General features: G+C 56.5%; 21 protein-coding genes. 15 read left to right on the forward strand and 6 right to left on the reverse strand.

The annotated features are described in order from the left end of the window. Window positions 1–46: 46 nt before the first annotated feature. The 4 genes from BLT54_RS12945 to BLT54_RS12960 all read left to right on the forward strand — a co-directional run bounded on the left by BLT54_RS12945 (window position 47) and on the right by BLT54_RS12960 (window position 3,394). Window positions 47–637 carry a GcrA family cell cycle regulator gene (locus tag BLT54_RS12945; protein WP_074645671.1) on the forward strand — a complete coding sequence of 197 codons (591 nt, stop codon included), beginning with the start codon at window positions 47–49 and terminating at the stop codon, window positions 635–637. A gap of 329 nt (window positions 638–966) precedes the next feature. Next, on the forward strand, window positions 967–1,893 hold the full coding sequence (locus tag BLT54_RS12950) for an ABC transporter ATP-binding protein (RefSeq protein WP_074645673.1): 927 nt from the start codon (window positions 967–969) through the stop codon (window positions 1,891–1,893). After that, complete coding sequence (locus BLT54_RS12955) at window positions 1,890–2,651, forward strand: ABC transporter permease (protein ID WP_074645675.1); 762 nt, start codon at window positions 1,890–1,892, stop codon at window positions 2,649–2,651. Before BLT54_RS12950 ends, BLT54_RS12955 begins: the two co-directional genes overlap by 4 nt. A 167-nt stretch (window positions 2,652–2,818) precedes the next feature. Next, window positions 2,819–3,394, forward strand: a complete 576-nt coding sequence (locus BLT54_RS12960; RefSeq protein ID WP_074645678.1) for a YceI family protein — start codon at window positions 2,819–2,821, stop codon at window positions 3,392–3,394. 83 nt (window positions 3,395–3,477) lie between these two features. Here the strand turns inward: BLT54_RS12960 and BLT54_RS12965 are convergent, their stop codons facing one another. Together BLT54_RS12965 and BLT54_RS12970 are read right to left on the reverse strand one after the other, a co-directional pair. After that, window positions 3,478–4,701, reverse strand: a complete 1,224-nt coding sequence (locus BLT54_RS12965; protein WP_074645680.1) for a cytochrome b/b6 domain-containing protein — start codon at window positions 4,699–4,701, stop codon at window positions 3,478–3,480. Window positions 4,702–4,885: 184 nt separating this feature from the next. Continuing rightward, window positions 4,886–6,154, reverse strand: coding sequence for an OmpP1/FadL family transporter (locus BLT54_RS12970; RefSeq protein ID WP_074645682.1), 1,269 nt, complete (start codon window positions 6,152–6,154; stop codon window positions 4,886–4,888). Window positions 6,155–6,403: 249 nt separating this feature from the next. Between BLT54_RS12970 and rimO the strand changes: the two genes are divergently transcribed. From rimO to BLT54_RS12990, 4 genes are all read left to right on the forward strand, one after another. Beyond that, on the forward strand, window positions 6,404–7,825 hold the full coding sequence (gene rimO, locus BLT54_RS12975) for a 30S ribosomal protein S12 methylthiotransferase RimO (RefSeq protein ID WP_074645684.1): 1,422 nt from the start codon (window positions 6,404–6,406) through the stop codon (window positions 7,823–7,825). Window positions 7,826–7,829: 4 nt separating this feature from the next. After that, on the forward strand, window positions 7,830–8,633 hold the full coding sequence (locus BLT54_RS12980; protein ID WP_074645686.1) for a trypsin-like peptidase domain-containing protein: 804 nt from the start codon (window positions 7,830–7,832) through the stop codon (window positions 8,631–8,633). Between the two features lie 116 nt (window positions 8,634–8,749). Next, window positions 8,750–9,142 carry a rhodanese-like domain-containing protein gene (locus tag BLT54_RS12985; protein ID WP_074645688.1) on the forward strand — a complete coding sequence of 131 codons (393 nt, stop codon included), beginning with the start codon at window positions 8,750–8,752 and terminating at the stop codon, window positions 9,140–9,142. 9 nt (window positions 9,143–9,151) lie between these two features. Continuing rightward, entirely contained in the window at window positions 9,152–9,520 is a 369-nt protein-coding gene (locus BLT54_RS12990; RefSeq protein WP_074645690.1) for a thiol-disulfide oxidoreductase DCC family protein, read from the forward strand. A gap of 6 nt (window positions 9,521–9,526) precedes the next feature. Here BLT54_RS12990 and BLT54_RS12995 read toward each other — a convergent pair whose 3' ends face one another. Further along, complete coding sequence (locus tag BLT54_RS12995; protein WP_074645834.1) at window positions 9,527–9,877, reverse strand: YigZ family protein; 351 nt, start codon at window positions 9,875–9,877, stop codon at window positions 9,527–9,529. Window positions 9,878–10,042: 165 nt separating this feature from the next. Here BLT54_RS12995 and BLT54_RS13000 point away from each other — a divergent pair, with 165 nt between their 5' ends. Next, complete coding sequence (locus BLT54_RS13000; protein ID WP_074645693.1) at window positions 10,043–10,582, forward strand: DUF4405 domain-containing protein; 540 nt, start codon at window positions 10,043–10,045, stop codon at window positions 10,580–10,582. Window positions 10,583–10,674: 92 nt separating this feature from the next. On the opposite strand, the gene BLT54_RS13005 is transcribed toward BLT54_RS13000, so the two are convergent. Next, window positions 10,675–10,974: a DUF6455 family protein gene (locus BLT54_RS13005; RefSeq protein WP_143026813.1), complete on the reverse strand. Its 300-nt coding sequence runs from the start codon at window positions 10,972–10,974 to the stop codon at window positions 10,675–10,677. Window positions 10,975–11,008: 34 nt separating this feature from the next. After that, on the reverse strand, window positions 11,009–11,278 hold the full coding sequence (locus BLT54_RS13010) for a DUF6455 family protein (RefSeq protein ID WP_074645835.1): 270 nt from the start codon (window positions 11,276–11,278) through the stop codon (window positions 11,009–11,011). Between the two features lie 303 nt (window positions 11,279–11,581). Here BLT54_RS13010 and BLT54_RS13020 point away from each other — a divergent pair, with 303 nt between their 5' ends. Continuing rightward, window positions 11,582–12,532 carry an alpha/beta hydrolase family protein gene (locus tag BLT54_RS13020; RefSeq protein WP_176832884.1) on the forward strand — a complete coding sequence of 317 codons (951 nt, stop codon included), beginning with the start codon at window positions 11,582–11,584 and terminating at the stop codon, window positions 12,530–12,532. 295 nt (window positions 12,533–12,827) lie between these two features. Here the strand turns inward: BLT54_RS13020 and BLT54_RS13025 are convergent, their stop codons facing one another. Next, window positions 12,828–13,760, reverse strand: coding sequence for a LysR family transcriptional regulator (locus tag BLT54_RS13025; RefSeq protein ID WP_083351814.1), 933 nt, complete (start codon window positions 13,758–13,760; stop codon window positions 12,828–12,830). Window positions 13,761–13,981: 221 nt separating this feature from the next. Between BLT54_RS13025 and BLT54_RS13030 the strand changes: the two genes are divergently transcribed. From BLT54_RS13030 to BLT54_RS13050, 5 genes are all read left to right on the forward strand, one after another. Beyond that, window positions 13,982–14,377, forward strand: coding sequence for a RidA family protein (locus tag BLT54_RS13030; protein ID WP_074645701.1), 396 nt, complete (start codon window positions 13,982–13,984; stop codon window positions 14,375–14,377). A gap of 12 nt (window positions 14,378–14,389) precedes the next feature. Continuing rightward, entirely contained in the window at window positions 14,390–14,857 is a 468-nt protein-coding gene (locus BLT54_RS13035; protein ID WP_074645703.1) for a VOC family protein, read from the forward strand. A gap of 93 nt (window positions 14,858–14,950) precedes the next feature. Further along, complete coding sequence (locus tag BLT54_RS13040) at window positions 14,951–16,375, forward strand: Na+/H+ antiporter NhaC family protein (protein ID WP_074645704.1); 1,425 nt, start codon at window positions 14,951–14,953, stop codon at window positions 16,373–16,375. Between the two features lie 34 nt (window positions 16,376–16,409). Further along, window positions 16,410–17,342, forward strand: a complete 933-nt coding sequence (locus tag BLT54_RS13045) for a dihydrodipicolinate synthase family protein (RefSeq protein WP_074645706.1) — start codon at window positions 16,410–16,412, stop codon at window positions 17,340–17,342. Between the two features lie 4 nt (window positions 17,343–17,346). Then, the gene (locus BLT54_RS13050) at window positions 17,347–18,528 is read left to right on the forward strand and encodes an NAD(P)/FAD-dependent oxidoreductase (RefSeq protein ID WP_074645709.1); all 1,182 of its coding nucleotides are present in this window, start codon (window positions 17,347–17,349) and stop codon (window positions 18,526–18,528) included.

The raw sequence follows: 18,528 nt of genomic DNA on the forward strand, positions 1-18,528 counted from the left end.
GTGCCGAAAGGCCACCATATGCCGCAAGACAACCGAAGGAAGCATCATGTCCTGGACCGATGAGCGCGTCGAAACTTTGAAAAAAATGTGGGGGGAGGGTCAATCCGCCTCACAAATCGCCAAGGAGCTTGGCGGTGTGACGCGCAACGCGGTGATCGGCAAGGTCCACCGTTTGGGCCTCTCGAACCGTGCGGGCACGACGGGTGCTGCGGCCAAACCGGCGGCGGCAAGCCCGGCCCCCAAACCCAAACCCGCGCCCAAGCCCAAGCCCGAACTCAAAACCAAGGCGGACGCGCCCGAGGACAAAGAGATCGAGCCCGCAGCAGAGCCCGCGCCCAAACCGATGAGTGCGGCGCGTCGTCAGATCATTCCGGCGGGGCAGCCCTTGCCGCCACAACCCTCGGCCAATGAAATCCCTGCCGAGGCATTGGCGAAAGTCAGCGAAGTCGAGAAAAAGGCCAAGCGGATTTCCGTGATGGAATTGACCGAGAAGACCTGCAAATGGCCGATCGGCGATCCGGCAACCGAGGATTTTTGGTTCTGCGGCCTGCCCTCTCAGGCGGGCAAACCCTATTGTGAGGCACATGTGGGCGTGGCGTTTCAGCCGATGTCATCGCGTCGCGACCGCCGCCGCTAACGCGGTGCAACCTCTTGAAACACGTTATTAAAGCGTCACGACTATAACCTGAGATAGGGGAAAGGCGTGACGCTGCCAGACATATCAATGTTGTGGGCGTTCCGCCATAAACCCGTGAAACAGGTTTATGGCGGAACGCTTTAAAGAGCCGTTTCAAACAGACGGCTCTTTATGTATTTATGTGACAAAGGCCGCCCAGTTTTTTGGCCCACATGCATGGCACAACGATCATGGCTGTGCGTTTTAGACCACCGCACCCTGCCACTCTGCGCGCTTGCTTCACTGAGAACACCCCCTATTTAGAGAGCACCCCAATAAAGAGGACCGACATGGCAGCCATCATCTCCATTCGCGATCTGAAGAAATCCTATGACAACGGCTTTGAAGCGCTCAAAGGCGTGTCTTTAGACATTGAAAAAGGCGAAATTATTGCTCTTCTTGGCCCCAATGGCGCGGGCAAAACCACGTTGATCGGCGCGGTCTGTGGGCTGGTCACGATCTCTTCGGGACAGGCCTTGGTCGGTGGGTTTGACGTGGCCAAAGAGCCGCGCCGCGCCCGCCGTTTGATTGGATTGGTGCCGCAAGAACTGGCGCTCGATCTGTTTGAGACTGTGTGGAATTCGGTGCGGTTTACACGCGGGTTGTTTGGCCTGCCCCGCGATGATTCCCATATCGAAAATGTCCTCAAATCCCTGTCGCTTTGGGATAAAAAAGACAATCAATGCAAAGAGTTGTCTGGTGGTATGAAACGCCGGGTGATGATCGCCAAGGCGCTCAGTCACAATCCCGAAGTGTTGTTTTTGGACGAACCGACGGCAGGCGTTGATGTCAATCTGCGCCGCGACATGTGGAAAGTGGTCGGCGATCTGCGCAACACTGGCGTGACCGTGATTTTGACCACACATTATATCGAAGAGGCCGAAGAAATGGCCGACCGCGTGGCGGTGATCAACAAAGGGTCGATCCTTTTGGTCGAGGACAAAACCCAGTTGATGCAAAGCTTTGGTCGCAAGGTTTTGACACTGGATTTAGGCGCACCGCTCGTAACCCTGCCCGAAAGCCTCGCCGATTATGATTTGACCCGCTCCGAGGACGGAAAACAGCTGTCCTATGCCTATGACACCCGCGAGGCGCGCACCGGGATCACCCGGCTGATCACCGATCTGGCCGCCGAGGGCATTCATGTGCGCGATCTCGACAGCACAAAAAGCAGCCTTGAGGATGTGTTCCTTGATCTGGTGGAGGAAAAGGCATGAACTGGCGCGCGATTGGTGCAATTTACCGCTTTGAAATGACGCGGTTTTTCCGCACCATCTATCAATCCATTCTCAGCCCGGTTCTGTCCACCGTGCTCTATTTCGTGGTCTTTGGCGCGGCCATCGGCGGGCGGATCGACACGGTCGAAGGCATCGCCTACGGTGCCTTCATTGTCCCCGGTCTGGTGATGTTGTCGGTGCTACAACAGTCCATTTCCAACGCCTCTTTCGGCATTTATTTCCCGAAATTCACCGGCACGATCTTTGAACTTTTCTCCGCCCCTGTGTCATTTTTCGAAATCGTCATGGGCTTTGTCGGCGCGGCGGCGACCAAGAGCTTGTTTGTCGCGGTGCTGATCATTGCCACCTCCTTTGTCTTTGTCGATCTCCACATCATCCATCCGATTTGGGCCATGGTGTTTTTGATTCTGACGGCGCTGAGTTTCTCGCTTTTGGGCTTTATCTTGGGCATCTGGGCGAAAAGTTTTGAACAGCTCAACATCGTGCCAATGTTGGTGGTCACGCCTTTGGTCTTCCTCGGCGGCGCGTTTTATTCCGCCGCGATGTTGCCGGGGATTTGGCAGGTCGTGGTGAAATTCAACCCGGTTCTGTACCTGATCTCAGGCTTTCGCTGGGCGTTTTTCGACGTCGCGGATGTACCTGTGACCCTCTCCTTGGCGGCGATCACGGTGTTTTTGGCACTCTGCCTTGCGGTGATCGGGTGGATTTTCAAAACCGGATGGCGGCTTAAATCCTAAATTCAGCGGACAGTTGGTTGGTATTTGCACAGCTATCCGCAAATACCCGCCGATGATCGTTCGTCTGTGCACAAATTCTGTTTGACCCTGTGGAATTGTGTAAACTCCACGGGCGCTTAGATTTGCTGCATCGCAACACAAACAACCCTTATCAAAGAGAGTTTCGTATGAAATCTATCCTGTTGTCCTCCGCCCTGATCCTTGGCCTTGGCGCTGCGGCTTCCGCAGAGCCGGTGAAATACGTGCTCGACGCCTCGCACAGCCAAATCGTGTTCACCTATGAGCACTTGGGTTTTTCGACCACCACGGGCGTGTTTTCGGGCTTTGACGGCGAAATCATGTTTGACGCCGAAGACGCCGCCGCCTCCTCTGTCACCGTCGCCTTCCCGACCGACAGCCTTTACACCGGCTGGGCCGAACGCACTGCACACTTCCTGACCGACGATTTCTTTGGCGCAGAAGCCAACCCGACGATTTCCTTCACCTCCACCGGGATCGAAGTGACCGGCGAAACCGAAGGCAAAATCACCGGCGATCTGACCATCAACGGCATCACCAAATCGGTGGTTTTGGACGCGGAAGTGACTCAAATGGGCGATCACCCGATGGCCGGCAAGCCTTGGGTTGGCTTTGAGGCCGAGACCTCCGTGCTGCGCTCCGACTTCGACATGGGCATGTACACGCCCTATATCTCTGACGAAGTTCAGATCGAAATTTCCATCGAGGCGATGCAGGCCGAATAAGCCGCTCTCCCAACGCCACAGACATAAAGAAGGCCGCTGGAACGATCTCCAGCGGCCTTTTCTATTGCGCCGAAACGCCCCGCTTAGGGCGCGCGGGTCGCGGTCAGACTGACATCCACGGTGACAGTATATCCCACGGTTGATTCGTCCGCATACCCCGCGCCCATGCCGAAATCACGACGATCCAAGGTGGTTTGTCCCGTCATTGTCGCCGTATCCCCCGCAAGATCCAAGGTGAAATCGAGCGCCACAGGCACAGTTTGCCCGACCAATGTCAGCGTGCCCGCCACCTGATGGTCTGGCCCGGCCCCAGTGCGGGTGATCGGTCCGGCAAAGGTGGCGGAGGCATAGGTCGCGGTGTTGAAAAACTCCGGCCCCTGCGCCTGTGCGGTGACCGACCCAAGAGTGAGCGAGGTCGTGTCGATGGTCACAGACACCTCCCCCGTGCCCGCGTCCGGGTCATAGGCAATGGCGGCGGACCAAGTGGCAAAGCGGCCCTCGACACCCGCCCCCATTTGCATGACGGCGATCCCCAGACTGCCGTCTTGCACCGTCCAAATCGGCAAGTCAGAGGTGGGAACTGCGGCGGTTTCGACGGGTGCGCTGGCGGGCATTTGTGCCGCTTCGGCCTCCGGCATCGGCGGCTTCGGCCCAAAGACCGCAAAGCCAATCACCCCGGCCCAAAGCACAAGTGCAACCAACGGCGGCACGGCATGGGATGTGGTGGCCCGCTCACCCGGCGTTCCGGCATCGCGGCCCCGGAGCATCCGCGCCAAAACACCATCGCGTTCGATCACCGCATGTTTGAGCGCCCCCGCGATATGCAGGCCGACGGTCAGGTAGATCACCAAAGCCGACAGCCCATGCACCGCGCCCGCCGTATGGGCGAGGGCTTCGGATTTAACGACGAAAGGCAGGTTTTGCCCAAAAGGCCAAAGGATCGGAGCAAAGCCGATCTCAGAAGAATGGATCACCCAGCCGGACAGGGGCATGACGATGATCGCACCATAAAGCGCCCAATGGATGACCTCGGCCAAAAGCGTCTCAGCCCGGCGCGCAGGATGCACCGGCACCGGGCGCGGCTGGATCACGGCCCAAAGGATGCGCAAGATGGCGAGAAACAAAACACTGACGCCGATGGTTTTATGTACGGAATAGAGGGTTTTAAGGGTCTCGGCCGTGTCCGCCGTACGTGGGATGTTTTCGCCGATCAGGCCCAGCGCCAGATCGGTCAGGATCAAAAGCGCGATGACCCAGTGAAACAAACGGGCGATCAGCCCGTAGCGGGTGTCGGTGTTGGCCAGCATTGTGAAACCTTGTATTGGAGAGGAGGCATTTGGCCCAGTCTACGTCAAGCGGCACGTCAAGGCACCCAATTTGGCCGCACAGAATTTGTGCGAGGACGCGCGAGTGGGGCCTGGGTGACGCAGCAACATGGCGCGACAAAAAGGGCGCCGCAACGGACGCCCTTCTCTCAGGTTTCGAGCATGATCAAAAGCTGCGGGTCCAGCCGATCGAAGCGGAGAGTTGGCTCATGTTCAAATCAACCGTGCCACCCGTTGGTCCCAATGGGGTCATTTCCGGGCCTGAGACGGTGTTTTTCGGCACATAGGAGACCGAAAAATCAATCCGGTCGCGTGCGTTTATCTGACGCGATCCACCGACCGTAAAATGATCCTCGACCACACCGGGAGCCAGGATGCCAAAGGTCACATCATCCGCGCCCACCGGGTTCGCCGCATGGGCATAGCCCACACGCCATGTCATATCCGGCGAGGCCTTCCATTCCGCTCCCAAACGGATCACCTCGACATCCTCCCAACCAAAGCCCGCGCCACCATCGGCACCAAGCGCGCCTGCGGACATGGGATTGGCCACGGCGGGCACATCGGAGTAAAAGATTTTCTGGTAATCCAGCAGCAAGGCCAGATCAGAGGTCGGTTGATACGCCAAGCCAATAGCGACCGTGGGCGGAATGTCAAAATCACCACCACCCTCAAACAGCCCGGCGTATTTGTCAAACTCGGACATGTTGAATTTCGTTTGCGCCGAAAGGCCGAGGGTCAATTGATCGCTCACCTCATATTGCAAACCAACGCGCAGGCCGAGGCCGGTGGAATAGTCATAACCATTGTCGGTGAGCGCGGTTGGATCGACGGAAATGCCGGAAAACGCCGCAAGCCCCTTGGCCTCAAATGCCTGTACCGCCAAAGTCGGCGCGATGCCATAAGACAGCCGCCCGAGCTTTTGCGCATAGGTGACCGAAACGAAAAGCTGGGTCAAATCCACGCCCGAAGCCCCGCCGCAAAACACCCCCGTGCCGCCGCCACAATTGGCATTGGGCACGGCATCATAGCTTGTGTTCATTCCGCCATTGCCATAGGCGGCAAAGTTGACCACCGCGCCGTTGGACAGCGGCAGGTTATAGGCGGCATTGGGGACGGGGAAAAACGATTTGCCGCTGTCGATGGTGCCGGAGGGGACAAAGCCCGTGCTGTCTCCTGTAAATCCACGGCTTGGCGAAAACGCCTGAAGGCCAAGGCTCATTTCCCGGCCCACAGTGGCGACACTCGCCGGGTTGATCGCGCCGGACATGGCGTCTTGAGAATAGCCCACACCTGCGCCCGCAACACCGCGTTGGGCGGGGCCATAGCCCAGTGCAAAATAACCTTCGGTGGCGCTGGCGGTTTGGGGCAAAGCACTGGCCATCAGGCACAGCACGACGGGTCCCGCAAAACGGGTTTGGTCTTTGACGAACATTCTTTCCCTCCATTGTTTTCGGGGATGCGACCGCACTCCTCCTTGCGGCGTGATCGCGCCCGAATTCGCGTCACGCGAACATCTCGCGACGCTGTGCATATTATTTATGGGATCACAGTGCTGTGATCTCCATAAACTTATGCGAATATTTATAACCATGCGACAAAATTTTCCGCCGCGTAGCAGCGCAAGGCACGCCGCAACGCAACAGGGCTTTTCCGATCATCCCGTTCGGAGTATATCGCGAGGATGAGTCAGAACCCGCCAAACCTCCGCCCCGATCTTGCGCCCAAAGCGCAATTTGACACTGTCGCTCGCCCCGAGGACCGCAATGGCCAGCCCACGATTGGGATGGTCTCCTTGGGCTGTCCCAAAGCCTTGGTCGACAGCGAACGCATCCTGACGCGCCTGCGCGCCGAAGGCTATCAAATCAGCGCCGATTACGCCGGGGCCGATGCGGTGATTGTGAACACCTGCGGGTTCTTGGATTCGGCCAAAGCCGAGAGTTTGGAAGCCATCGGTGAGGCCTTGCAGGAAAACGGCAAGGTCATCGTCACCGGCTGTCTGGGCGCCGAGCCTGACTATATCACCGGGGTCCATCCGAAAGTTTTGGCCGTCACCGGTCCGCATCAATATGAACAGGTTTTGGATGCCGTCCACGGCGCCGTGCCGCCCTCCCCCGATCCGTTCATCGACCTTCTGCCTGCTTCTGGCGTGAGCCTGACCCCGCGCCACTACAGCTATTTGAAAATTTCCGAAGGCTGCAACCACGCCTGTAAATTCTGCATCATCCCGGACATGCGCGGCAAATTGGCCTCGCGTCCGGTCCATGCGGTGTTGCGTGAGGCGGAGAAATTGGTCGAGGCGGGCGTCAAAGAACTCTTGGTGATCTCACAGGATACCTCGGCTTACGGTTTGGATCGTCGCTATTCGACCCACCCATGGAAAGACCGCGAGGTGCGCAGCCACATCACCGATCTGGCGCGCGAGCTTGGCCAATTGGCCTCCGCCGATGAGCTTTGGGTCCGGCTGCATTACGTCTACCCCTACCCGCATGTGCGCGAGTTGATCCCTTTGATGGCCGATGCGGGCAATGCGGTGCTGCCCTACCTCGACATCCCGTTCCAACACGGCCACCCGGATGTTTTGAAACGCATGGCGCGCCCTGCGGCCTCGGCCAAGGTTCTGGACGAAATCGCCGCCTGGCGCGGCATGTGCCCGGACATCACGTTGCGGTCCACATTTATCGTCGGCTACCCCGGCGAGACCGAGGCGGAATTTGAGTATCTGCTCGACTGGTTGGACGAGGCGCAATTGGACCGGGTCGGGTGTTTTCAATACGAAAACGTCTCGGGCGCACGCTCGAACGCCCTGCCCGATCATGTGGCCCCCGAGGTCAAACAAGAGCGTTGGGACCGGTTCATGGAACGCGCCCAAGCGATTTCCGAGGCCAAATTGGCGGCCAAAGTCGGGCAGCGGATGCAGGTCATCGTGGACGACATCGACGAAGACGGCATCGCCACCTGCCGCACCAAAGCGGACGCGCCGGAGATTGATGGCAACCTGTTTATTGACGCGGGGACTGAGGGGGTGAGTGTTGGGGATTTGGTGACTGTTGAGGTGGATGAGGCTGGGGAGTATGATTTGTGGGGAAACTTGCTGAAAAGGTAGACTAGTGGCTGCAACTGCTCACTTTTTAACACCATCACTTACCCAATTGACACTACTGGCGAAGGAACAGGAGATTGGTTCTGGAACTGGTTTTTTTGTCAAGCATGGTACCCAGTGGTTTATAGTATCTAATTGGCATGTGTTTTCCGGAAGAAATCCAAGAACTGGTCAACCTCGTCACAGTTCATGCGCGATACCTGACGAATGTATTGCGGTAAAACGGGAGATGCGCGACCATCGCCTTGTCGTAATCAAACACAAATTGAAACTGCTTGATGAAAACGAAAACCCACTGTGGCTTGATCATCCGGAACATGGCCAGAACGTTGATATTGCGGCTTTAAAAGTAAATCAAAATACCGTTGGTATAGCGAGGAACATTCTCAGCGTTGATGGCCACCAAGAGGATATGTTTGTCGACCTTGGAGGAGACCTTTTCATACCCGGATACCCCCAAGGTTACAGCGAACAAGGCAGCTTTCCGATTTGGAAAAAAGCTACCCTCGCAACTTCTCCCGAATTTGATCCTTTACCGATCAACCCATTAATTGTTGATACCGCTTCTCGGGAAGGAATGTCAGGCTCTCCATGCCTAGCTATCTGTAATGACTCATATTATCGAAAGGTCGACGGGGGACCCAAAATGGAATTGATCCATAAGCCCATTTGCTGGAAGCTCTTGGGAGTATACTCTGGTCGACTAACGGCCAAAGATGCTCTCGATACGCAACTGGGTCGAGTTTGGCGGACTGCTCTTATCATCGACATAATATCAGGTTGCCAGTGCGCCAGACCAAAACTCATATAAGAACATGCCTTCGTAAAATAAGACCTAGGCGCTCGCGATGCTTTCATCGCGCGGTATGAGGTCAGCGTTGCGCTCCCCACCTCCACAGGGTTAAATCCCCCCAAACGGAGGACACCATGCTCAAAAACTACAAAGACCTGCTCGGCGCGGCGCTGGCGGTGATCGAGACGATCCCAACGGAGGACGCGATCAAGCTCGTCAAAGACGACTCTATCGTGTTTGTCGATCTCAGGGACCGCCGCGAGTTGGAGCGCGAGGGGCGCATTCCCGGCGCGTTTCATTGCCCGCGTGGCATGTTGGAATTTTGGATCGACCCGGAAAGCCCCTATCACAAACCGATTTTCGCAGAGGGCAAGAAATACGTGTTTTACTGCGCCTCGGCGTGGCGGTCGGCTTTGGCGACGAAAACCTGTGTCGAGATGGGGTTCACGAATGTGGCCCATGTCGGCGGCGGGTTTACCGCGTGGAAATTGCACGGCGGGCCTGTCGAGACGGTCGAAAAGCACTAACTCTTGGGCATGGATGAGCCAACCAAAGTCCTTTTCAACGGTGAGTGCCCGGTCTGTTCAAAAGAGATCGGCCATTATGCGCGCTATGCGGGCAAAAACGGCCTGCCGATCCGGTTTGACGACCTGAACACGGCGGCGCGGGACGGTTGGGGCATCGACGCCGATCAAGCCGCGCGCAGGCTTTATGTCGCGCACCAGGGTGAGGTTTTATCCGGGATGCCCGCGTTTCGGGTGCTTTGGGCACAGATGCCGCGCTATCGCTTTTTGGCGCGGGTGACGGGCTGGCCGATTGTGCGGCCATTCACCGTCTTGGCCTATGACCGCGTCTTGGCGCCGCTGATTTACCGCTGGCATTTGCGCCGTAAAAGCCGCGCGTAGCTCGCCTCAAAGCCGATCCAAATAATAGCGCACCGCGTCTTGGACATGGCGAAACCGATCGCCGCCCAAATGTTTGCCGCCATACCAACGGGTGACGATGATGAGGTGGTCATAAAGCCCCTCCCGCTCCAACATCCGCAGGATTACCATACCGGCCCCGCTTTCGCCGTCATCGTTTTTGATCGGCGTGCCATCCGCGAGCAAAAGCCCCCATGTGTTATGGGTGGCCTTGGCGAATTTCTTTTGTTTACAGAGCGTTTTGATCAGGACCTTCGCCTCCTCAGGCCCCGCACAGGGCGCGCCTGAGACGGCGTATTTGGAGCCGCGATCCGAGATGATGCCATCGAAAACCTGCATAGGCCCGGTATAAATCCCCCGCGCGCCGGGCACCACAGCAATCCGGCCCCGCCAAGCCGGGGCCATATCAACGACAGCGTGAAAATTCATGATATTATGGCGGCGTTTCGCGACGGATTGGCGCGCCTGTCGCGTAAAACGTGAAAGCACCGCAAAGGAAAGACCATGTCCACCCTCCGTAAATTCGCCACGCCGCTGACCATCGGTACATTTTTGATCGTCGGGATCACCGGCACGTTTTGGTATTTCCATATCGTCACCGATCTGGGCCGTTGGCTACATGAGATCATCGGCTTGGCAATGATGGCCGTGGTGGTCTTTCATGTGGTGCTGAACTGGCGACCGTTTAAACTCTATTTCAAACGCCCGATTGCCTTGGTTTTGATTTTGGCCAGCGTGGCCCTGACGGGATATGCCTTTGTCGGCGTGGATGAGACCCAAGGCAACGGTGGGCCGCCGAACTTTGCCGCGTTTTCGGCGTTTTCGGACGAAAGCCTCATCACGCTGGGTCCAATCTTTGACACCACAGGCGAGATTTTGGTCACGCGCTTGACCGATGCTGGCTATAGCGGCGTCTCCCCCACCTCCACCATCGCGGATGTGGCGGGCGACAACGTGCGCGCGCAGATGACCGCGTTTTCGGCGCTGGCGGCAGACGGTTCGGGACTGGGCGGAAATGGTCAAGGCGCGGCCGCACGCAATTGATGTCGACCACTGTCCTGACCTCAGGCCAGACCTCAGGCCAGACATGAGAAAGGGGCCGATGCGGCCCCTTTTGTTTGCCCATAAAGTTGGGATCAATCGGGGATGATTTGGTCCTGCACCGCACGCACATAATGGAGTTCTTGCGTGTTCAGGCAATACTCCGGCGGTAAATCTTGCGGCCCCTGATGTTCCAAAAGCCAAATGATACAGGCATCATGTTGGGTGCACTCACCGCATCGGGTGACCATATCAGACAGTTCTTGCGGTGAAATGTCGCCCGAGACCGCCGCGCGTTCGACATCGGCACCAAGGCGCTCGGCCATCCCATGCATCAGGCAGGCGTTGCCCGGACGTGGGGACGCCTGTGGAAAGGGCACTGTCTGTGACATCATTCGTCCTCCATAGGGCTTGGGCATAGGGCTTGGGTTACCGTAGCGCGAGGCGTTCAAGATCGGCTTTGTTGCGGCAATACCCCGGAGCCTGACGTGCGGTCGTTTCCATCTCAGCATGGGCGTCGAGAAATTTGACGCAAAGATCGGGGCTGGTGCAGCTCAGGCAACGGTACACCCGATCGCGGCTTTCCGCCTCTGTCGGGCCTTCACCGCGTTGTGCGGCCTCGGTCAGGTCCGCGCCTAACGTGTCCGCCATCCGATCCACCAAAAGGGCATGGGTGTCATAGTGTCCAAATTTGGTCATAGCGGCCTCCGATCCTCGGTTTGAGATGCATTTAAAGATCCGCAGCAAACCAACCACGAGGCGGCCCACAGGCTCTTTGATCCGTATCAAAAACGGGGTTTGAGGGCCGCTATCGCCCCAATTGCCCACCACGCGCATAAAATTAAGGCACTCATTGACGATTTTTAAAGCTGTTGTGGACATGATCTGAACGCAAAGGAGCGCCTGTTGCGAATCTGAAACCCTGCCCCAAAAGGCTCCAAACGCCTTTCTGTCATGGGTTTGGTCGCCGGTGAGCTCGAACAGCCGGGAGGGTCTATAGGCATGAACCTTATTGCTGCGGCCAGTGCGAGAGTGTGCGAATGCAACGACCTTCACCCATCTGAGAAACTGCTTGAACACCGAATTCCATTGGCGAAAATCCAAGGCAGATCCCGCCATGAACAGCCTGTCCGAGCACCCAATAGCATCGCGTCAACAAAGGCTCGGATCAACCTAGGTTATTCCAAAATGAACGAAAGCAACATCAACCCTACTTTGCCGGTCCTGCAAGAGATCGTGGCCAAACCGCCAGTCGCACTCTCTTATCTGCCAGGTCAAAGCGGCACATTGGTCATCTGTCTTGCAGGCGTTGGCACCAAGCGGTCGCAATCGCCGCCACGTGAATTCCACAAAATGGCTTCCCAAGAAGGGGCGAACCACGTTCTCTTTGTGTCGGATGCCTCGCGCAGTTGGATGAACGGTTCGGGAATTGCACAACAAATCGTTGCGGCAATCGAAAAGCTTGCTGATCAGGTAAATGCCACTCGGATTGTTGCGCTTGGCAATTCGATGGGTGGAACAATGGCTTTAATGCTGGCAGGATTAACGCAGATCGACGCCGCGATTGCCATCGTGCCGCAATTCTCTGTTCATCCAGAGCGTGTCCCCGAAGAGCAGCGCTGGCGGGCCTTCCGCAACCAGATAACGGACTGGCCCTTCGAAACGATCACACGCCTGCATAGCGAAAAAACCTCTATTATGATCATTCATGGCGTCAGTCCGGACGAGAGAATCCATCTTGACCGCTTCCCGAAAGATGCGAAGGCCATGCACTTCGTTTTTCCAGATATGGATCACAGGCTCGCCTTTCGTCTGCACAAGAAAAGAAAGCTGAACCGCATCATTCGTCATGCAATCGCGGCAAGGCCATGGAAACTTCGTAGAGCTATAGGACAAGCTGGTGGTTTGCCACGAGAGCTATTCGAGCGCACTCAGCGGCAAGATCAACAGTAACGATCAACGCCTGCGTGATGATGGCGGGGGCTGCGTCCTGCGCCTTTCTCACCCCCCCTTTCTCCCCCCGATTGGTCACAAGAACAACACCCTCATATTGGCACCAAGTGGGTATCATTTTGGGCGGGTATCGTTTTGGCGTTCACTGACGCATTGATCTTTCGCAGGAGGTCATTGTCGTCTGTGCCGCAGTGGCGACCACACTCTTTGTTTGGCCGCTGAAAGCCCTGCGCAGATAGCGCTGAACAGAGCGCAATTTGAGCAAATATGCGCAGCCGCCTAAGGCTTTCGCACCTTATTCGCGAGGCGATGACAAGGTCGAAGGCAGCAAACGTTTGCGGATATGATCCGACAGCGCATCCAGGTGCGGAGGAAAACGCCGGTTGCGACGGGCCAGAAGGTGAACGTAGACGGACTGAAGCTGGGGCGCATCCACGGATACAGCCGTCAACTCACCTCTGGCCAGTTCTGCAGCAACGCTGAACGCGGGCAGAACCGTCATCGCGCGCCGCTCAATCGCCATACGAGACAGAAGGCCAATTGAATTGCTGGTGACGATTGGGGCAACCATGAGCCCGTTGTTGGTCGCTGCCTCATCAATCATTTGCCGAATACGAAAAGTCGGCCCCATCAAGGCCAATGCCTCGGCACATAACTCTGCCATCGACAGGCTTTGGCGCTGAGCCAACGGATGCCCCACATGCATGATCGCCATCAAAGGCACTGTCGCCCGATAGCGTGACAGAATTTGCGGATGAGAAATCGGGTGAAATCCAACGCCAAAATGCACTTCGTCGTCCAAAATCATCCGCATCATCTGGGTGGTGTCAGTGACACTCACATTCAATGTGATCCGAGGATAATCCTTCATAAAGCTGTCCAGAGTGTCATACAGCGCCTGACCGAGGAACCCCTCGCCAATGGCGAATTCGACATGACCGGCTCGGGCCGACGTGATGTCAAGGAGCTGTCCTTCCAGAAACTCCAGACTAGCCTGTTGAGACCGATAGTAATCCAGGACCGCGTGACCAGCATCGGTCAGGCGAATTTCCCTGCGACCGTGTTCGATCAAATCTGTACCGGTTTCCTCCTCCAACTGGGCGATCTGTCGGCTGACCGAGGAAGGAGCAACATTCAGAACATCGGCAGCGGCGCGCATCGAGCCATTGCGCCATGCTTCGTAAAGGAAACGTATCCGACGATCATGCATGTGCATCTGAATCCTCATGTTGTGGTGGCCTAGATGGAAAGACGTATTCACCTGATATAATTAAAAATACGTTGCGTTTTATGCAACCTAATATTCAGATATTGGGCATTGATTGCAATCTTGTTTTTCTTTGAAATTGGACGGGACAACACAGCCTCGGAGAAACCGAACTGAGTGCTGTGCAAGCCGACGTCAGATCGGTGGACACAACCACACCTTACCAACACAGAGGACTTCAAATGAAAACCTGCGAAATCAACCCATGGAGCTGGCAAGATGGCTTCGGCTTTGCGCATGCCCGCAAGGTAAGCGATGCGACCCGCTTTCTCACCCTGTCCGGCCAATGTTCCACCGATGCGTCGGGCGCGCCGCAACACCCCGGCGACATGGGTGCACAGATGGCGCTTGCCGTTGCCAATCTGGGCGAAGTGCTCACGCAGGCGGGCATGACCTTTGCCAATGTGCAAGGCATCCGCATATATACCACGGACATGGACGCCACGCTGCAAAACTGGGAATCTTTGATTGGTCCATTCGCCGCAGCAGGACACCGCCCCGCCAGCACTCTTGTCGGCACGACACGTTTGTTCTCGCCAGATTTGCTGGTCGAGATCGAAGCTACAGCTTGCGCATAGGGAGAGACCACTATGATCCGCGGCATCCACCACCCCAGTCTCGCAACCCCAAACCTCGATACATTGCTTCCGTTCTATCAGGGCCTGCTTGGCTTTGAAGTGATTTCCACCTTCGGCTGGGACGCCGGGGACGCGTTATCCGATTTGGCCGGAAAAATCACCGCTGTGCCGAATTCCACTGCCCGTTCGGCTTTGTTGAAAGCGGGCAATGCTTTCCTGGAAATCTTCGAATACACCCAACCGCTGTCCGTGCGCAGCGATGCGCCTTCGCTCACCACGAAAGGCATCGCTCATATCTGTTTGGACAGCGACGATGTGAGAACAGACCATGCCCTCCTGAGCGCAGCAGGAGTCACGTTCACGTCAGACCCGATTGATGTGGGGCCAATGCGCCTGTGCTACTGTCAGGACCCCGATGGAAACTTCGTGGAGTTGCAAGAAATCACCGATCCAAGCAGCGGAATGGGCCTGTCGGCTTAAGACATTTCAACCACAATAACCCCTTCTCTTCGGTGAATTCTGCAAAGACAGCCAGGCCGGAGTGTGAAGGCGCACCCAACAAGGAGGTTCGCGATGAACCAACCAAATCTTCAGTTCCGTGGCGGACTGGGCATGGCATTTTTGCCACCCGTCTTATTTCTCATCTCTTGTTTTCTCTATTTCGTCGTCTTCAAAGCTTTTGACATGACAGCCTTGGCCATGGGCGGCTTTGTGTCGCTGCTGATCGGCGCACTTTTTGCAACGAACTATAAAGAGTTCTGGACGCAGGTTATGAAAGGCATCAGCAGCGAAAGCGCGGTTGCCATTGTCGTGATCCTGTTCATGGTGGGCATGATTTCAGCCCTGATCAAGGCAACGAGCGTCGCCTCAGGATTTGTTTGGCTGGCACAGGAAGTCGGCCTGAACACTGGATATTACACGGTCTTCGTTTTTATGGCGGTTAGCCTGATTGCTATGGCAACGGGTTCGTCTATCGGTACGATGTTTACAGCCTTCCCGATCTTTTATGCTGCGGGTTTGGCTATTGGTGCTGCCCCAGGCCCGCTTGCGGGTGCAATCCTGTCGGCGGCCATTCTGGGTGACAACATTGCCCCAATTTCTGATACCACCATCATTTCGTCATCCAGCCAGCGCTTTCGGTCGAAAGATGATGTCGCCGATGTTGGGGGCGTGGTCAGACACCGCGCACGCTATGCCTTGTTGTCGGCTGCGATCTCAGCTGTGTTCTTTTTGGTTGTCGGCATGTCGGCGGCACACAATACAGATGTAGCAGTCTTCTCTGCCACAGCTTCGCCACTGCCGCTGCTGATGTTGATCCCTGTCGCAATCATGCTGATCGTCGCAATGGTGTCCCGCAACATTTTCTTGGCGGTCACTGTCGGCTTGATCCTTGGGTCTTTGACTGGTCTGGCCGTGGGCTTGCTCAACCTGAATGACATCGCCGGTGTCTCAGATGGAGCGCCGACTGGCTACCTGTATGACGGGGTATCGGGCATGCTGGGCACCGTAGCGCTGGTGATCTCGGTATTCGGGATCATGGGAGTTTTGCGGGGCGCGGGCGTCATGGACACGATCGTGACCAAACTGACCACCGGCACCTTGGCCTCAACTCCACGCGGTGTTGAACTGGCAATCGGTCTTGGAGTCTCTGCCACCACAGTACTTTTCGGCGGGGTGAACTCTGCGGCGATGCTCACCTTTGGTCCGATTGCAGATGAGCTGGGTGCGCGTGTGGGCCTACACCCTTACCGTCGCGCCAACGTGATGGATTGTTTCGCCCTTGGGCTGGCATCTGTGGTGCCAATTCTCAGCGCATACCTGTTTATTGGTACGCTGCTCACCTCTGGTTATGAAGGCACGCCGACACAATCCACCTTTGCGCTCTTCCCGATGACCGTCTACCCGCTCGTCTTAACCGTGGTGATGCTCGTCGCTGTGCTGACCGGATGGGGCCGTCGTTTTGAAGGCTCCGATGGATCAGCGACCAAGACCCGATGACTCCGTGAAAAAGCAGACACCGAAAGGACTTTCTATGGACCGCAATTCTGTTGACTGGACCGGATATATTCCGGCCATCACCACGCCTTTTGATCGCAAAGGACGCCTAGATATTGATGCCTTTGAGGGACAAATGGAATGGCTGGTCGCCGAACGTATGCACGGCGTCATCCTTGCTGGCACCAGTGGCGAGTGGTTCAGCATGAGCACCGCAGAACGCGCAGATCTGTTTACGGCTGGTGCGAAATTCTGCAAAGCGGGGCTCTGGGTCATCGGTGCCTGCAATGCCTTTACCGCAGCCGAGGCCATCGTTCATGCCGACGCCGCGCAAGAGGCCGGGTTAAACGGGATCTTACTCACACCGCCGCCTTATATGGTTCCAAACCGACGTGAGATCGTGACCTTCTTTCGTGCCGTTTCGGATGCAACCGAAATCCCGATGACCGTCTACAACTGGCCTCGCGGATGTATCGTTGACATGGATGTAGAACTGCTGGACGAATTGGCGGATATTGACAATGTTGTCGCGATTAAGAATTCCACCGGGAATTTCGCAGAATTCTTGAACGGCATGTATCGCCTTGAAGACCGCGTGCGCTATTTCGGCCTGCCGACCAATGCGTTGGGGACTGACCTTGCGCTGCTGGGGCATGGTGATGGGCTTATGGGGTCCGGCGGGGTGCTCGGTGCCGATCACCCTGATTACTGGCGCGCAATTGCAGATGGAAACAGACCCCTTGCAATCGAGTTGGGCGAAAGGGATCGTGTGATCATGACAGAATGGTTTCGCCCAGATTACGGGGTGCAATTCGGCAATCAGCAGGCGATCATGAAAACTGCTTTGCGTTTACGTGGTGTTCCCGCAGGCTTCGTACGCGAACCATTGTTAGAACTAACGTCTGAAGAGGTCGCCCGGATTGAGGCCACTTTGCACAAGTTGGGTTTAGACACCCAACCTTTGGGCTGATCCCGTGAAACCCCGCACGTTCGACACGATCGTCATTGGCGGTGGATTGCTTGGATGCGCCACCACTTGGATGATTGCCCGCGAAGGCGGGCGGGTTCTGTTGGTTGAACGCGACCAGATCAATCAACATGCGTCCGGCAGCAATGCCGGAAGCCTACATTTTCAGCTTGAATACCGGATGATCGAACGTGGTGTAGAAGCGGCGCGCAAAGCGGCAGAAGCCATGCCTTTGCATTTGGAAGCTGCCAAGCTGTGGTCTGACTTGCCCGATTTGTGCGGGCAAGCCATTGAGGTCAAGCAAACCGGCGGCCTCATGATTGCTGAGAATACCCATCAGGTCGAACTGTTAGAAAAAAAGACAGAAATAGAACGCAGCTGGGGACTCGACAACCGCATGATCGACCGAACGGAGATCGACCGGATTGCCCCGTATCTTTCGGAACGTGTGATCGCTGCAGCGCATTGCCCGACCGAGGGCAAAGCAGATGCACGCACCGCAGGACCAGCTTTGGCGCGCGCGGCTTTACAGGCAGGCGCTCAGATACAAACCCGCACAGAAGTCACAAGGCTTGAACGCCATGGGGGGCGTTGGCATGTGGTCGTCACATCCGCTGAAGGAACGATGGAGCTGTCTGCCGAGAGTATTGTGATTGCCGCAGGGGTTTGGACGACACGACTGGGACAGATGATGGGGGCGCACCTGCCAACCATTCCGCTGGCACTTATGATGACGGTCACCCAGCGCGTGCCAAAACTGATCCCGCATCTCGTCCAGCATGCCGGAGGAAGATTGTCCCTGAAACAAGCACTGGACGGCAATATTTTGATTGGCGGTGGCTGGCCTGCGCGTTTAATCCGTAACGCAGACGGAGAGCCGAATTTTGAGGCAAAGCCAGAACTCCTGGCCAGTTCCCTGTCTGGCAATGCAGATATGGCGATCCGCGTTTTACCCGAATTATCGCGCATACCCGTCATCCGCAGTTGGGTCGGCACAACCACCGTGACCTCTGATCAATTGCCGCTTGTCGGACCCATTCCCAAGCAACCGGGAGCCTTCGTCGCAACGGGAGGTTCGGCATTCACCCTTGGACCCAGCTTTGCGCAGGTGCTTGCCGATTTGATCGCCGGCCGTATGCCAGATACGGATTTGACGGCCTTTGCCCCTGACAGATACGAAAGGGCCTAA

It is taken from the genome of Celeribacter baekdonensis (genome assembly GCF_900102315.1).
Classification (GTDB): domain Bacteria; phylum Pseudomonadota; class Alphaproteobacteria; order Rhodobacterales; family Rhodobacteraceae; genus Celeribacter; species Celeribacter baekdonensis.

What these genes read in the sequence shown, in the direction of transcription:
- BLT54_RS12970 (WP_074645682.1), bottom strand. Translation starts at nt 6,154, where the DNA reads ATGTTCGTCAAAGACCAAACCCGTTTTGCGGGACCCGTCGTGCTGTGC.
- BLT54_RS13000 (WP_074645693.1), top strand. Translation starts at nt 10,043, where the DNA reads ATGTCCACCCTCCGTAAATTCGCCACGCCGCTGACCATCGGTACATTT.
- BLT54_RS13040 (WP_074645704.1), top strand. Translation starts at nt 14,951, where the DNA reads ATGAACCAACCAAATCTTCAGTTCCGTGGCGGACTGGGCATGGCATTT.
- rimO (WP_074645684.1), top strand. Translation starts at nt 6,404, where the DNA reads ATGAGTCAGAACCCGCCAAACCTCCGCCCCGATCTTGCGCCCAAAGCG.
- BLT54_RS12955 (WP_074645675.1), top strand. Translation starts at nt 1,890, where the DNA reads ATGAACTGGCGCGCGATTGGTGCAATTTACCGCTTTGAAATGACGCGG.
- BLT54_RS12985 (WP_074645688.1), top strand. Translation starts at nt 8,750, where the DNA reads ATGCTCAAAAACTACAAAGACCTGCTCGGCGCGGCGCTGGCGGTGATC.
- BLT54_RS12995 (WP_074645834.1), bottom strand. Translation starts at nt 9,877, where the DNA reads ATGCAGGTTTTCGATGGCATCATCTCGGATCGCGGCTCCAAATACGCC.
- BLT54_RS13025 (WP_083351814.1), bottom strand. Translation starts at nt 13,760, where the DNA reads ATGAGGATTCAGATGCACATGCATGATCGTCGGATACGTTTCCTTTAC.
- BLT54_RS13030 (WP_074645701.1), top strand. Translation starts at nt 13,982, where the DNA reads ATGAAAACCTGCGAAATCAACCCATGGAGCTGGCAAGATGGCTTCGGC.
- BLT54_RS12950 (WP_074645673.1), top strand. Translation starts at nt 967, where the DNA reads ATGGCAGCCATCATCTCCATTCGCGATCTGAAGAAATCCTATGACAAC.
- BLT54_RS13020 (WP_176832884.1), top strand. Translation starts at nt 11,582, where the DNA reads ATGAACCTTATTGCTGCGGCCAGTGCGAGAGTGTGCGAATGCAACGAC.
- BLT54_RS13010 (WP_074645835.1), bottom strand. Translation starts at nt 11,278, where the DNA reads ATGACCAAATTTGGACACTATGACACCCATGCCCTTTTGGTGGATCGG.
- BLT54_RS12960 (WP_074645678.1), top strand. Translation starts at nt 2,819, where the DNA reads ATGAAATCTATCCTGTTGTCCTCCGCCCTGATCCTTGGCCTTGGCGCT.
- BLT54_RS13045 (WP_074645706.1), top strand. Translation starts at nt 16,410, where the DNA reads ATGGACCGCAATTCTGTTGACTGGACCGGATATATTCCGGCCATCACC.
- BLT54_RS13035 (WP_074645703.1), top strand. Translation starts at nt 14,390, where the DNA reads ATGATCCGCGGCATCCACCACCCCAGTCTCGCAACCCCAAACCTCGAT.
- BLT54_RS12965 (WP_074645680.1), bottom strand. Translation starts at nt 4,701, where the DNA reads ATGCTGGCCAACACCGACACCCGCTACGGGCTGATCGCCCGTTTGTTT.
- BLT54_RS12945 (WP_074645671.1), top strand. Translation starts at nt 47, where the DNA reads ATGTCCTGGACCGATGAGCGCGTCGAAACTTTGAAAAAAATGTGGGGG.
- BLT54_RS13005 (WP_143026813.1), bottom strand. Translation starts at nt 10,974, where the DNA reads ATGATGTCACAGACAGTGCCCTTTCCACAGGCGTCCCCACGTCCGGGC.
- BLT54_RS12990 (WP_074645690.1), top strand. Translation starts at nt 9,152, where the DNA reads ATGGATGAGCCAACCAAAGTCCTTTTCAACGGTGAGTGCCCGGTCTGT.